Source organism: Bradyrhizobium niftali, assembly GCF_004571025.1.
GTDB classification, from domain to species: domain Bacteria; phylum Pseudomonadota; class Alphaproteobacteria; order Rhizobiales; family Xanthobacteraceae; genus Bradyrhizobium; species Bradyrhizobium niftali.
This window is the reverse complement of the sequence record NZ_SPQT01000034.1, coordinates 68,303-80,924: the sequence shown is the minus strand read 5'-3', so window position 1 is coordinate 80,924 and position 12,622 is coordinate 68,303. Positions and strand designations below refer to the sequence as shown.

Annotated in this window: 14 protein-coding genes; 9 read left to right on the top strand and 5 right to left on the bottom strand. The window is 65.2% G+C overall.

Annotated elements, in window-relative coordinates; genetic code table 11:
* The first annotated feature begins 25 nt into the window (after positions 1 to 25).
* A complete protein-coding gene (locus E4K65_RS39535; RefSeq protein WP_135178698.1) occupies positions 26 to 823 on the top strand; it encodes an acyl-CoA thioesterase domain-containing protein in 798 nt (265 codons plus the stop codon).
* Between the two features lie 50 nt (positions 824 to 873).
* Here the strand turns inward: E4K65_RS39535 and E4K65_RS39530 are convergent, their stop codons facing one another.
* Together E4K65_RS39530 and E4K65_RS39525 are read right to left on the bottom strand one after the other, a co-directional pair.
* Positions 874 to 1,341: a nuclear transport factor 2 family protein gene (locus E4K65_RS39530; protein WP_167771521.1), complete on the bottom strand. Its 468-nt coding sequence runs from the start codon at positions 1,339 to 1,341 to the stop codon at positions 874 to 876.
* A gap of 196 nt (positions 1,342 to 1,537) precedes the next feature.
* Positions 1,538 to 2,338, bottom strand: coding sequence for an alpha/beta hydrolase (locus E4K65_RS39525; protein WP_135178697.1), 801 nt, complete (start codon positions 2,336 to 2,338; stop codon positions 1,538 to 1,540).
* 249 nt (positions 2,339 to 2,587) lie between these two features.
* On the opposite strand from E4K65_RS39525, the gene infC reads away from it, so the two are divergent.
* Positions 2,588 to 3,127, top strand: a complete 540-nt coding sequence (gene infC / locus E4K65_RS39520) for a translation initiation factor IF-3 (RefSeq protein WP_011083535.1) — start codon at positions 2,588 to 2,590, stop codon at positions 3,125 to 3,127.
* Positions 3,128 to 3,189: 62 nt separating this feature from the next.
* Here the strand turns inward: infC and E4K65_RS39515 are convergent, their stop codons facing one another.
* Positions 3,190 to 3,585 (bottom strand): hypothetical protein, encoded by a 396-nt coding sequence (locus E4K65_RS39515; RefSeq protein ID WP_135178696.1) that lies wholly within the window; start codon positions 3,583 to 3,585, stop codon positions 3,190 to 3,192.
* A gap of 275 nt (positions 3,586 to 3,860) precedes the next feature.
* Here E4K65_RS39515 and rpmI point away from each other — a divergent pair, with 275 nt between their 5' ends.
* Both rpmI and rplT read left to right on the top strand, forming a co-directional pair.
* Positions 3,861 to 4,061, top strand: a complete 201-nt coding sequence (gene rpmI, locus E4K65_RS39510) for a 50S ribosomal protein L35 (RefSeq protein WP_008539890.1) — start codon at positions 3,861 to 3,863, stop codon at positions 4,059 to 4,061.
* 80 nt (positions 4,062 to 4,141) lie between these two features.
* Positions 4,142 to 4,501, top strand: a complete 360-nt coding sequence (gene rplT / locus E4K65_RS39505) for a 50S ribosomal protein L20 (RefSeq protein ID WP_011083533.1) — start codon at positions 4,142 to 4,144, stop codon at positions 4,499 to 4,501.
* Positions 4,502 to 4,533: 32 nt separating this feature from the next.
* On the opposite strand, the gene E4K65_RS39500 is transcribed toward rplT, so the two are convergent.
* The gene (locus E4K65_RS39500; RefSeq protein WP_135178695.1) at positions 4,534 to 4,947 is read right to left on the bottom strand and encodes a hypothetical protein; all 414 of its coding nucleotides are present in this window, start codon (positions 4,945 to 4,947) and stop codon (positions 4,534 to 4,536) included.
* 151 nt (positions 4,948 to 5,098) lie between these two features.
* Between E4K65_RS39500 and pheS the strand changes: the two genes are divergently transcribed.
* The 4 genes from pheS to E4K65_RS39480 are packed head-to-tail and all read left to right on the top strand — an operon-like array spanning position 5,099 to position 9,818.
* Positions 5,099 to 6,181, top strand: a complete 1,083-nt coding sequence (gene pheS, locus E4K65_RS39495; protein WP_135178694.1) for a phenylalanine--tRNA ligase subunit alpha — start codon at positions 5,099 to 5,101, stop codon at positions 6,179 to 6,181.
* A gap of 2 nt (positions 6,182 to 6,183) precedes the next feature.
* A complete protein-coding gene (locus E4K65_RS39490) occupies positions 6,184 to 6,573 on the top strand; it encodes an ASCH domain-containing protein (protein WP_135178726.1) in 390 nt (129 codons plus the stop codon).
* Between the two features lie 10 nt (positions 6,574 to 6,583).
* On the top strand, positions 6,584 to 8,992 hold the full coding sequence (gene pheT / locus E4K65_RS39485; protein ID WP_135178693.1) for a phenylalanine--tRNA ligase subunit beta: 2,409 nt from the start codon (positions 6,584 to 6,586) through the stop codon (positions 8,990 to 8,992).
* A gap of 55 nt (positions 8,993 to 9,047) precedes the next feature.
* Complete coding sequence (locus E4K65_RS39480) at positions 9,048 to 9,818, top strand: sulfite exporter TauE/SafE family protein (protein ID WP_135178692.1); 771 nt, start codon at positions 9,048 to 9,050, stop codon at positions 9,816 to 9,818.
* 182 nt (positions 9,819 to 10,000) lie between these two features.
* On the opposite strand, the gene E4K65_RS39475 is transcribed toward E4K65_RS39480, so the two are convergent.
* A complete protein-coding gene (locus E4K65_RS39475; RefSeq protein ID WP_135178691.1) occupies positions 10,001 to 11,389 on the bottom strand; it encodes a flavin monoamine oxidase family protein in 1,389 nt (462 codons plus the stop codon).
* Positions 11,390 to 11,582: 193 nt separating this feature from the next.
* On the opposite strand from E4K65_RS39475, the gene E4K65_RS39470 reads away from it, so the two are divergent.
* Positions 11,583 to 12,560: a YiiX/YebB-like N1pC/P60 family cysteine hydrolase gene (locus E4K65_RS39470; protein WP_135178690.1), complete on the top strand. Its 978-nt coding sequence runs from the start codon at positions 11,583 to 11,585 to the stop codon at positions 12,558 to 12,560.
* Positions 12,561 to 12,622 lie beyond the last annotated feature (62 nt).

Genomic DNA, 12,622 nt, shown 5'->3' with positions numbered 1-12,622 from the left:
GCGCGTTCCTTCAAGCTCGCGCGCCATGACAAACATGCCTTTCTTCACCCGCGACGGCGATACTTTCCACCCGACGGAAGTTGCCAATGGTCCGTGGGATCCGAAATCGCTGCACGGACGCGTCATCGTCGGCCTGCTCGGCTTCGCCATCGAGGAGCGCCATTCCGGCCCCGAATTCGTGCCGGCGCGGCTCACCGTCGACATGTTTCGGCTGCCGACCATCGACAAGCCGATCGAGGTGACGACGCGGCTGGTGCGCGACGGACTGCGCATCCGCGTGGTCGAGGCGGAATTCGTCTCCGGCGGCGTCGGCATGGCGCGCGCCTCGTGTCAGTTGCTGCGCAAAACGCAGAATCCCGATGGCAATGTCTGGTCGCCGCCGAACTGGGACGTGCCGAAGCCGGCCGACATTCCCAAGCCGACCGATCCCAGGCTCGGCATGAACGGCAAATGGACGACGCGGCCGATCGTCGGCCATATGGGCTCGCTCGGGCCGCGCCGGCTCTGGATGAGCGAGGTGCGCGAGCTCGTTGCCGGCGTGCCGATGACGCCGTTCGTCCATGTCGCGGTTGGCGCCGATTTCGCGAGCCCGTTCGCGAACGCCGGCGACAAGGGGCTCGGCTACATCAACAGCGACGTCACGATCTATCTGCACCGCCTGCCGGTGACGAACTGGATCGGCTTCGATGTGGTGAACCATCACGGCACGGACGGTGTCGCGATCGGCGAATGCTGGCTCTACGACGAACAGGGCCCGATCGGCACCGCCACCGTCGCCGCACTGGCGCAGCGCAAGCCGATGGCGAATCCGTCGAAGCGGTAGTCTCCGCCGTCATTCCGGGGCGCGACGAAGTCGCGAGCCCGGAATGACAGCTACGCCAGATGCCGCTTCATCTCCGGCCGCGCCTTCAGCGCCGCGCCCTGCTTGGCGACGATCTTGGCAATCCGTTCGGCTGCAAACTTCAAATCGACAAACGCCGGCGCGGTGTTGGCGACCTCGTGATAGGCAGCGATCTTGCCGTCCTTCAGCGTCATGATCGCAACGCCCTCGAACATCGCCCGCGCGCCGTTCGCTTCCGGCAAGGTCGAGCGATAGCTGAAGGTGTAGCGCGCATAGAGCGTGCTGCCGTTGGTGACGGGATCATGCATGTCCCAGCGGAAATCGGTCGCCGTGCGATAAAACCAGTCGTCGATCATCGCGGCGATCTTCTCGCGGCCTTCGAACGCGCCGTAGAAGACGTCGTGATAGACGCCGTCTTCGGTGAAGAGCTCGGCAAACGCGCGGCCGTTGCGCTGCTCGACGGCATCGCAGAAGGCGCGCAGCATGGCTGTGGTGGTCATCGGCGAGGCTCCCACTTCTTGGTCATGCCCCGCCACCGGGTCTCGCCTTCGGCGAGCCCGATGACAGGCTCCGGCGGGGCATCCAGTACGCCGCGGCCTCTCGATTAAACACGACCGTCTCTGGAATACTGGATCGTCCGCCCCAGTGCGCAATCGCGCACAAGGCGGACGATGACACCTAATGCTTGGCAACACCTCACCCGATCTCGGCCACCGCGGCAAGAATGCGCGCGATGTCCTGCGGGCGCGAGAGGCGGTGGTCGCCGTCCTGGATCAAGGTCAGCACGACGTCGTCGGCCGGCAGGCGGTGCGTCAGCGCGAAGGCGTGCTGCCAGGGCACATCAGGGTCCTGCGCGCCTTGCAGGATGCGGACGGGGCAGCCGAGATCGATGGCGCTGCCGAGCACGAGATGGTTGCGGCCCTCCTCGATCAGATTCCGCGTGATCGGATAGGGCGAGCCGTCGCCATACTCGGACGGCCGCAGCCAGACGCCCTTGGTTTCGATCTCCTTCTTCACCGCAGCCGGAAAATTCTTCCACATCAGCTCCTCGGTGAAGTCGGGCGCCGGCGCGATCAGCACGAGGCCGGCGAGCGACGCCTTGGCTTGTTGCTTCTCCTGGCGCTTCCTGATCTCGCGCGCGAGCAGCAGCGCCATCCAGCCGCCCATGGAGGAGCCGATCAGGATCTGCGGGCCGTCGCAGAACCGCTCGAACACCGCGACGCTCTCCTCCAGCCAGCGCCCGATGGTTCCGTCGGCGAAATCGCCGCCAGATTCGCCGTGGCCGGAATAGTCGAACCGGACCGCGGCGCGGCCATGGTCGCTGGCCCAGGCGTCGAGCGCCAGCGCCTTGCTGCCCTGCATGTCCGATTTGAACCCGCCGAGCCAAACGAGGCCGGGGCCCTTTCCGGCGCGGCGGCGCACCGCGATCCTGCGCGCGGACGCGCCCTCGCCCACATCGATGAAATCGAGCACGGTATCGGGAATTGCATCGGTCATGGAACGTTTACTCTGGCTGTGCTGTTTGAGCTGTCTGGGCGCGTTCCGTGGCACCGCCGGACATCGGTATTGGCCCTTTGGGACGCTTGCGGAACAGGGTCAAGGTGTCTATGTCGGTCAGCGTGCCGCCAGGCGTGACCAAAATGCCTCGCATTTAACGGTTTTTCGCTTCGCGTACGCGACTTGCTTGCCGGCAAACGCATCTTCCTTCAAAATAGCCGCTTCTTTCACAACTTTGGAGAACCACCCATTCGCCGTCCTAATAAAGCTCCGCCCGCTGCCAGCAAAGACGGGCCGCGCATCAATGATGATATTCGCAATGCGCAGATCCAGCTGATCGATCAGACCGGTGACAATAAAGGCACGGTCGAGACCGTCGTCGCCATCAAGATGGCCCAGGAAGCTGGCATGGATCTGGTCGAGATTTCGCCGAATACCAGCCCTCCCGTCTGCAAGATCATGGACTACGGGAAGTACAAGTATTCCGCTCAGAAGAAAGCCGCCGAAGCCCGCAAGCGGCAGAAGACCGTCGAGATCAAGGAGATCAAGCTCCGTCCGATGATCGACGATCATGATTACGACGTGAAGATGCGCGCGATGCAGCGGTTCTTCGAAGAGGGCGACAAGGTCAAGATCACGCTGCGCTATCGCGGCCGCGAAATGGCGCACCAGGAGATCGGCACCAAGCTTCTGGACAAGATCAAGACCGACGTCGCCGAGCTCGCCAAGGTCGAGCAGGACGCGCGGTTCGAAGGCCGCCAGGTGGTCATGGTGCTGGCGCCGCGCTGACGCCAGTTATTTGGAATTGAGAGTTAACGGCCCGTCCGGTTCTCCGGCGGGCCGTTTGTGTGTCAGCTCCGCGTCGCCTGCCAGGTGCCGCTGCAGCGGTCGCCGAAAATGATGCCGCTCCATGCGCCGGAGCCGTTCACACCGGCAAGCCGGCCGCCGCCGCTGGCATGGGACGCGCCGACCGAGACATTGACCGCCACAGTGCCGGAGCGCTTGACCCTGCCCGAGACCCGGCCGCCGCCGGCGGACGAGACGCGGCTGCCGGTCACGGTGAAGGGGACGCTGTAGCCTGAGCTGCAATTGCCGCGGGTGGTGGCGAAGGTGACGTTCCAGATGCCGTCATAGCGGCCGGCGCGGGCATCGGCGGCGGACGGCAGCGCGGCGGCGGCGAGCACGGCAAGCAGCGCCAGACGGCGCGGGCGGGCAAATTGCGGGACAAATTGCGGGAAATGGGCCATTTTGGTCCTTCCTCCGGGCGACACGGCCTGGACGATGAGGGTGGCAACTCCGGATAGTCGGCGGGCGGGTTTTGGCGGTTCATCGTTGCCAATTGGCTGCCGCTCTGGCATAAGCCCAGCCTTCATCGCCCGGCTGATTAAGGGCTGCCGTGGCGGTGTTTCGTGCGGGTTCCGCGCTTGTTCGTAGAAACCTGAGCACAATCAACGCTCTAACGAGCATTTTTGACGGCCAGCCGCCTTCGCGGGCGGATTTCCGTGGCCATTAGGAGAGCCAAATGCCCAAGCTGAAGACCAAATCGGGCGCTAAAAAGCGCTTCAAGGTGACTGCCACCGGCAAAGTGATGCACGCCCAGCGCGGCAAGCGTCACGGCATGATCAAGCGGACGAAGAAGCAGATCCGTCAGCTTCGCGGCACCCGCGTGCTGTTCAAGACCGACGGCGACAACGTCAAGAAGTACTTCTTGCCGAACGCCTGATCGCGTCCACGATCACTGCCACCTCAGCCGCGCCTCGCGCGGCGATCCGAAAACCAAGTCATCTCTGAAGGATTTTTGTCATGTCTCGCGTCAAACGCGGTGTGACCGCCCACGCCAAGCACAAGAAAGTCTACAAGGCCGCCAAGGGTTTCTACGGCCGCCGCAAGAACACCATCCGCGCCGCCAAGCCGGCCGTCGAGAAGGCCCAGCAGTACGCCTTCCGCGACCGCAAGCGCAAGAAGCGGACGTTCCGCGCGCTCTGGATCCAGCGCCTCAACGCCGCTGTGCGTCCGTTCGGCCTGACCTACAGCCGATTTATCGACGGTCTCGCCAAGTCGGGTATCACCGTGGACCGCAAGGTGCTGTCGGATCTCGCGATCAACGAGCCCGCGTCGTTCCAGGCGATCGCCGAGAAGGCCAAGGCAGCGCTGGCCGCCTAAAAGGCTGCGCTCGCAGCCTGATAAGGCCAACGCTAGCGGGCCTTCTGGCCCGCAGCCTTCAGCGCGCGTTGCGAGTAACGCTGGGCGACCTGCGCCCGGCAGAATGCCGTAAACGAGAGATACATGGTGCCGGACTTGTTCCGGTACTTGACGTCGCACGCGTGCATCTCGCTTTTGTACGCCTGCGCCTGCGCGGCACTGAGGCCGGGCTTGAAGTCCGCCTCGCATTTCTTTTCGACGGCGGCGCCGAGCTGGACATCGCCGCTCGCGGTCAGTTGGCAATCCTGAAACACCTTCATCGCGCTTTCGCAGCCCTTCTGGGCGTTGATGGTGTCGACGACCTCGTCCAGCGTCATGGATTTCTCCATGCAGACCATGGCGCGTGCCGGGGTGCCGGCGACCGACAGAGCGACGGCCAGAATGGCCAGGCAGGACCTTGAGTACATCACGAAGTCTCCTCGTATCCTCCCTTGGTGCCGGGGCCCCGTGCGAGGTTCAACCCAGCTGGTCGAGAGCGCGAAATGACCGGCTTTTTGCTTGACGTTACGCCCTTCGGGCGGCGACAACCCAGCCGAATTTGGCAGCAAGGATTTGACTGTGTCCGACCTCGCAACGCTTGAAGCATCCATCCTCGACCAGATCGCCGCCGCCGGCGACGAAGCCGCCCTCGAAGCGGTGCGCGTCGCAGCCCTCGGCAAGAAGGGCTCTATCTCGGCGCTGCTTGCCACGCTCGGCAAGATGTCGCCCGACGAGCGCAAGACGCAAGGCGCCGCGATCAACCAGGCCAAGGACAAGGTCACCGAGGCGCTCGCCACGCGGCGCGACGTTTTGAAGTCGGCGGCGCTCGATGCGCGGCTGGCGTCCGAGACCATCGACGTGACGCTGCCGCTGCGCGACGCGCAGGCCGAGGCCGGCCGCATCCATCCGCTGAGCCAGGTCTGGGACGAGCTGACCACGATCTTCGCCGACATGGGCTTCTCGGTCGCCGAAGGCCCGGATATCGAGACCGACGACTACAACTTCACCAAGCTGAACTTCCCGGAAGGCCATCCCGCGCGCGAGATGCACGACACCTTCTTCTTCCATCCGAAGGAGGACGGCTCGCGCATGCTGCTGCGGACCCACACCTCGCCGGTGCAGGTGCGCACCATGCTGAGCCAGAAGCCGCCGATCCGCGTGATCTGTCCGGGCCGCACCTATCGCATCGATTCGGACGCGACCCACACGCCGCAATTCCACCAGGTCGAAGGCCTCGTCATCGACAAGCACTCGCATCTCGGCCACCTCAAATGGATCCTGCACGAGTTCTGCAAGGCGTTCTTCGAGGTCGACCACATCAACATGCGCTTCCGCCCGTCGTTCTTCCCGTTCACCGAGCCGTCGCTGGAAGTCGACATCCAGTGCCGTCGCGACAAGGGCGAGATCCGCTTCGGCGAGGGTGAGGACTGGCTCGAGATTCTCGGCTGCGGCATGGTGCATCCGAACGTGCTGCGCGCTTGCGGCATCGATCCCGACGAGTACCAGGGCTTTGCCTGGGGCATGGGCATCGACCGCATCGCCATGCTGAAATACGGCATCGCCGACCTGCGCCAGCTGTTCGACAGCGACGTCCGCTGGCTGTCCCATTACGGCTTCAAGCCGCTGGAAGTCCCGACGCTCGCGGGGGGATTGAGCACGTGAACCTGAGCGCCGTCCCGGAGCAATATCGCGGCCTGCGGTCGTTCGCCTTCGGCGACGGACCGGCGCTGGCCGACGAGTTGCTCGATCTCGTGATCCGGGGCGTCAAGACCGCGACATGCAGCACCGAGGACGAGCCCAACACCTCGACGCCGGGCGAACGCTGGATCGTGCTCGACGGACGCGGAGAGCCACGCTGCATCATCGAATCGACCGAGGTGAGCTATCGCCGCTTCGGCGAGGTTGATGCGGCCTTTGCCTTCGACGAAGGCGAAGGTGATCGCAGTCTCGACTACTGGCGCAACGCGCATCGCAACTATTTCGGTCGGCAAGGCAAATTTCGCGAAGACATGATGCTCATGTGCGAACGCTTTCGCCTGATCGAGGTTTTCTAGGAACGGCACCATGAAATTCACGCTCTCCTGGCTAAAGGACCATCTCGACACCGACGAGCCGCTGGAGCGGCTCGCCGAGAAGCTCACCATGATCGGGCTCGAGGTCGAGAACATCGAGGACAAGGCGAAGGCGCTGAAGCCGTTCACCATTGCGAAGGTGATCTCGGCCGAGCAGCATCCGAATGCGGATCGCCTGCGCGTCTGCATGGTCGACACCGGTGATGGTGGCGCGCCCGTGCAGGTCGTGTGCGGGGCGCCGAACGCGCGCGCGGGTCTCGTCAGCGTGTTCTCAGCCCCCGGCACCTACATTCCCGGCAAGGACATCACGCTGGGCGTCGGCACCATCCGCGGCGTCGAGAGCCGCGGCATGCTGTGCTCGGCGGCCGAGCTGCAGATCTCCAACGACCATGACGGCATCATGGAGTTGCCGGCGGATGCGCCGATCGGCGCTGCTTACGCCGAATGGGCCGCGCTCGGCGATCCCGTGGTCGAGATCAACCTGACCCCGAACCGGCAGGACTGCACCGGTGTGCACGGCATCGCGCGCGACCTCGCCGCCGCCGACATGGGCAAGTTCAAGGACCCGACCATCAAGGCTATCAAGGGCGAATTCCCCTGCCCGGTGAAGGTCACGGTCGAGGATGCGACGCTGTGTCCGGGCTTCGCGCTTCGCCTCGTGCGCGGCGTCAAGAACGGCCCGTCGCCGGAATGGCTGCAGAAGCGGCTGACCGCGATCGGCCTGCGTCCGATCAACGCGCTGGTCGACATCACCAATTTCATGACCTACGACCGCGCGCGCCCGCTGCACGTGTTCGACGCCAGGAAGGTCAAGGGCAATCTCGTGGTGCGCCGCGCCCGCGACGGCGAGACGCTGCTCGCGCTCGACGGTCGCACCTACAATCTCGATTCCGCGACCTGCGTGATCGCGGATGAGCACGGCGTCGAATCGCTCGCCGGCATCATGGGCGGCGAGGCCTCCGGCTGCGACGAGAACACCACCGACGTGCTGATCGAATCGGCGCTGTGGAACGAGATCAACATCGCCCAGACCGGCCGCAAGCTCGGCATCAATTCCGATGCGCGCTACCGCTTCGAGCGCGGCGTCGATCCGGCCTTCATGGTGCCGGGGCTGGAGCTCGCGACCAGGCTGGTGATGGAGATGTGCGGCGGCGCGCCGTCCGAGAATATCGTGGTCGGCAAGGCCTTCGGCGACGACCGCGTGATCGATTTCCCGGTGACCGAGGTCAAGCGCCTGTCCGGCATCGAGGTGCCGCAGCCGGAGATGAAGCGCATCCTGACCCATCTCGGCTTCATGATGGCGGGCCCCGGCCCGGTGGTGAAGGTCGCGGTGCCCTCGTGGCGCACCGACGTGCACGGCAAGGCCGACATCGTCGAGGAGATCGTCCGCATCTACGGCGTCGACAAGGTGCCGATGACGCCGTTCGAGCGCGGCGAGGACGCGCGCAAACCGGTGCTGACCCCGCTCCAGCTCCGCACGCGCCGGGCGCGGCGCGCGCTCGCGAGCCGCGGCATCATCGAAGCGGTGACGTGGTCGTTCATCACGAAGTCTGCGGCAAAACTGTTCGGCGGCGGCCAGCGCGAACTGGAAGTGGCCAACCCGATCGCCTCTGACCTCTCCGACATGCGCCCGACCCTGCTGGCGGGCCTGATCGCGGCGGCGCAGGCCAATGCCGATCGCGGCTTCGGCGATGTCGCGCTGTTCGAGGTCGGCCAGATCTTCAAGGGCGATCGCCCGCAGGATCAGTTCATGGCGGCAAGCGGCGTGCGCCGCGGCTTTGCGTCCTCGGAAGGTCTCGGACGGCACTGGTCGGGCTCGGCGCAGGCTGACCTGTTCGACGCCAAGGCCGATGCGCTGGCGGTGCTGGCCGCAAGCGGCGCGCCGATGCAGGCGCTTCAGATCGTACCCGGCGGTCCCGGCTGGCTGCATCCGGGCCGTTCCGGCACGATCCAGATTGGCCCGCAGAACGTGCTCGGCTATTTCGGCGAGATGCATCCGCGCGCGCTGGAAGCGCTCGGCGCCGACGGTCCGCTGATGGTGTTCGAGATGATCCTCGACCGCATCCCCGAGGCCAAGAAGAAGCCGACCCGCGCCAAGCCCGTGATCGAGCTGTCGGCCTTCCAGCCGGTGTCACGCGACTTCGCCTTCATCGTCGACCGCACAGTGAAGGCCGGCGACATCGTGCGCGCCGCGCTAAGCGTCGACAAGAAGCTGATCACCGGCGTCAACGTGTTCGACGTCTACGAGGGCAAGGGCATCGATGACGGCAAGAAGTCGATCGCGATCGCGGTGACGATCCAGCCGCGCGAGAAGACCTTGACCGACCAGGAGATCGAGGCTGTCGCCGCGAAGGTCGTGGCGGAGGTGACGAAGAAGACCGGCGGCACGTTGAGAGCATGATGCCGAAAAGTGTGAAGCGGTTTTCGGACGACATCATGCTCCAGCATCGCAGCGCATGAATCTCGCCGACTTCCTCCCGAAGGACGTCAGCCTCACCATTGCGATGGCGCTCTGCGCCGTCGCCTTCGTCTCGGGTACCGCGCGCGGCTTTTCCGGCTTCGGCTCGGCGCTGATCTTCATGCCGCTGGCGAGCAGCTTCGCGGCGCCGCGGCTCGTTGCCGCCCTGCTGCTGGTGATCGATTTCGTCGCGGCGGTGCCGCTGCTGCCCGACGCATGGCGCAAGGCCGACCGCAAGGCCACCGCCGTAATCGTGCTGGGTGCGCTGATCGGCGTGCCCATCGGCACCTATTTCCTCAGCGTGCTCGAGCCCGTCACGACGCGCTGGATCATCTCCTGCTTCGTCGCCGCGCTGTTGCTGCTGCTGCTGTCGGGCTGGCGCTATCGCGGCAAGGACCACGCCTGGCTCTCCGTCGGCATCGGCGGCCTTTCCGGCTTCTGCAGCGGGCTGGCACAGACCGGCGGGCCGCCGATCGTCGGCTACTGGCTCGGCCGCCCGATCGCGTCGATCGTTGCGCGCGCCAACATCCTGCTGTTCTTCGGCGCTTCGGACTTCTTCTCGATGGTCAGCTACGCGACGACAGGCCTGATCAGCCGCGAATCGCTGGTGCTCTCGCTCATCGTCGGTCCGGTCTATGCCATCGGCGTCGCATTCGGCGCCTCGCTGTTCGGCCGCGCCAGCGAAAAAATGTTTCGCGGGATTTGCTACGCGCTGATTGCGATGGCGGTCGTCTTTGGTCTGCCGGCGTTGGATGGGGTTTTGCGCTGACTCCCTCCACGGGTCATCCCGGCGAAGGCCGGGACCCATAACCACAGGGAGCGGTTATGGGGTGAGTCGGTAACTCCGAGTCTCCGCCAAACCACTTCCTGTGGTTATGGGTCCCGGATCTGCACTTCGCTTCGCGGCGCTTGTCCGGGACGACGAGCGGAGTTTGTTGCCGCTTAATTACCCTACTGCCGCGGCGCCTTGCGCCGCTTGGTCGATTGCGTCGGCACATCGGCCGGCTCGTCCTTGATCGCGCCGATCTTCCGCAGCGCTGCGTCAGCGGCGCGCTCGCCGCTGTCCCAGGCGCCGTCGACGGTGCCCCACAGCGTCTCGTGGGTGGCTTCGCCGGCGAGGAACAGATTGCCGATCGGCTCGGTCAGGATTTTTCGCGAGAGCTGACCGCCGGGCGAGGACGCCGACATCGCGCCCATCACGAAGGGCGAGGCATTCCAGCGCGTCACGCTGGTCTTCTGCACGGTCGCCGCGGCCTCGCTGCCGAACAGTTTTGCGATCCATTCCTTCGCGAAGGCCGCCATCGCCTTCTCGCCCTGCTCCGACAGATCGCGGCCGAACGAGCCGCCGACATCGATCGAGCACAGCGAGGAGCCGCCGATATTGGCGAACATCAGCGCCGTGCGCGTCGAATTGCTCTGCTCGATGAGAATGTCGTCGCGCGCGAGGCCGAGCGGATTGCCCGGCAGTTGCAGCACGATGTGGTCGTAGCTGCCGAGGGTGAGCTTCGACGCCGCGTCCAACGTGCGCTTGGGGATATCGGGCGCGAACTTGATCGCGCCGGCGATCAGTACGTTGGTCGAGACCGTGACGATGGCGGCGCGGGCGGCGATCTTGCCCCCTTGCGTCTCCACACTGACGTCGCGATTGCTCCAGCTGATGCGGCTCACCGGCGTCGACAGCGCGACCGGCGCCTGCTCGCCGAGCTTGGTGATGAGCGTACCCAGACCCTGGCGGCAGGCGATCGCGGCATTGCGGTCCTGTGCGCGCGCCTTGTCGATCGCCGACAGCTCCTTCAGGTCCTTGCCGGCAAAGCTCGCGCCCAGCATGAACTCGGCCGCGCCCGCCCAATCGCCGAGATCCTTCGGCAGCACGGAGGCGCAGGAGGAATCGAGCTTGCCGCGCGCGGCCTCGTCGATAGCGCGGTTGGCGCGGACCAGCGCCGCCAGGAATTCCTCGGTCTCGCCGGCGCGCGCGTTGCGGCGGCCGATGCGCATCTTCTGGCCCGACGGCGCCGGCAGCACGTCGAGCCCGGCGCTGCGCGCCAGCCGGATCATCGGATTGGTCTCGGGATTGTGCATCCAGCGCGCGCCGCGGTCGAACGGCACGTCGAAGGTCGTCGTATCCGTGATGCAGCGGCCACCTATTTGCGATGCCGCCTCGACCACCACGACCTTGCGATTGGCCGCCATGATGCGCCGCGCTGCGGCAATTCCGGCTGCCCCCGCGCCGATCACGACGATGTCAGCCTCGCGCGGCAGGGGTGCGGCGGTTGCGCGCAGGACCGGCATCGCCGCAAAGGCCGCCGACGCCGAAAGGAAATCGCGGCGCGTGATTGTCATGTCATGGTTTCCGGAGACTTGCGGCAAACGGGAACAGCCAGCGAACCTTGCCGTATCTCATGTTGCACGGCAACCATCATGGTGAATCAATGGTGCTTGATCTCACAGAGTGATGAACCGAATTGCAACACGTTTCGACCATGATAGAGAAGGGAAAAAAAGGCGGCCGGAATAGGCCGTGGGGGAGTTCGACATGGGGACGGTCCTAGATTCAGTCGGCAAGCTGATTGCCGCGTACCTCTCGAAGGAGGTGCCGGGCTATGAGCCGTTCACGCCGAGCGACCCCGAGCACCTGCGCGGCGTCATCGAGCCCGGCGACGTGCTGCTGGTCGAGGGCAACAACCGCATCTCCGGCATCATCAAATACCTGACGCAGTCGACCTGGTCGCATGCCGCGCTCTATGTCGGCCCGATCGAGGGTGCGGAAGAGCCCAATGGCGAACCGCATGTGCTGATCGAGGCCAATATCGGCGAAGGCGTCACCTCGGCGCCCCTGTCGAAATACTTCCCCTATCACACCCGCGTCTGCCGCCCGGTCGGGCTGTCCTATGAGGACCGCACCACGGTCTGCCGCTATGCGATCAACCGCATCGGCTTCGGCTACGACACCAAGAACATCGTCGACCTGATGCGCTTCCTGTTTCCGCTGCCGATACCGCAGCGCTGGCGGCGCCGCATGATCGCGATCGGCTCGGGCGATCCGACCAAGATCATCTGCTCGGCGCTGATCGCGCAGGCGTTCGACGCCGTGCGCTATCCGATCCTGCCCAAGATCACCAAGGCCGGCAGCCGCGCGGCCCGGCGCGAGATCCTGCACATCCGCGATTCCTCGCTCTACATGCCCCGCGACTTCGACATCTCGCCCTATTTCGAAGTCGTCAAACCCACCATCGTGCACGGGTTCGACTACACGGCCCTGCACTGGGCCGACAAGCAAAAGCCGCTCGAGGAGGTAGCGGGCACATTCAGTGTGTTTCCAGAAACGATCAGTGCGCCGCCGCTCGTTCCTGAAGCGGCTGACGAAGAGGCGCCGGCTGAGATTCCGGCTGCGCAAGTGATGCGCGAGGCGGCTGCCGAGATGGACGCCACCTTCTCCGAGCATTTTGTGCTGCTCAACGAACTCGCGGTGTACCGCGCGCGCCGCGGAGACGCGTGCGAGGTCGCGGCGTAGCCCGGCTGTCGTCCCTGCGAACGCAGGGACCCATACCGCGTGATCTATCCATTGCACGCGGT

Bases quoted from the DNA above. Each gene is read 5' to 3' on its own strand.
- E4K65_RS39535 (WP_135178698.1), top strand. From the start codon at position 26: ATGACAAACATGCCTTTCTTCACCCGCGACGGCGATACTTTCCACCCG.
- E4K65_RS39530 (WP_167771521.1), bottom strand. From the start codon at position 1,341: ATGACCACCACAGCCATGCTGCGCGCCTTCTGCGATGCCGTCGAGCAG.
- E4K65_RS39525 (WP_135178697.1), bottom strand. From the start codon at position 2,338: ATGACCGATGCAATTCCCGATACCGTGCTCGATTTCATCGATGTGGGC.
- E4K65_RS39515 (WP_135178696.1), bottom strand. From the start codon at position 3,585: ATGGCCCATTTCCCGCAATTTGTCCCGCAATTTGCCCGCCCGCGCCGT.
- rpmI (WP_008539890.1), top strand. From the start codon at position 3,861: ATGCCCAAGCTGAAGACCAAATCGGGCGCTAAAAAGCGCTTCAAGGTG.
- rplT (WP_011083533.1), top strand. From the start codon at position 4,142: ATGTCTCGCGTCAAACGCGGTGTGACCGCCCACGCCAAGCACAAGAAA.
- E4K65_RS39500 (WP_135178695.1), bottom strand. From the start codon at position 4,947: ATGTACTCAAGGTCCTGCCTGGCCATTCTGGCCGTCGCTCTGTCGGTC.
- pheT (WP_135178693.1), top strand. From the start codon at position 6,584: ATGAAATTCACGCTCTCCTGGCTAAAGGACCATCTCGACACCGACGAG.
- E4K65_RS39480 (WP_135178692.1), top strand. From the start codon at position 9,048: ATGAATCTCGCCGACTTCCTCCCGAAGGACGTCAGCCTCACCATTGCG.
- E4K65_RS39475 (WP_135178691.1), bottom strand. From the start codon at position 11,389: ATGACAATCACGCGCCGCGATTTCCTTTCGGCGTCGGCGGCCTTTGCG.
- E4K65_RS39470 (WP_135178690.1), top strand. From the start codon at position 11,583: ATGGGGACGGTCCTAGATTCAGTCGGCAAGCTGATTGCCGCGTACCTC.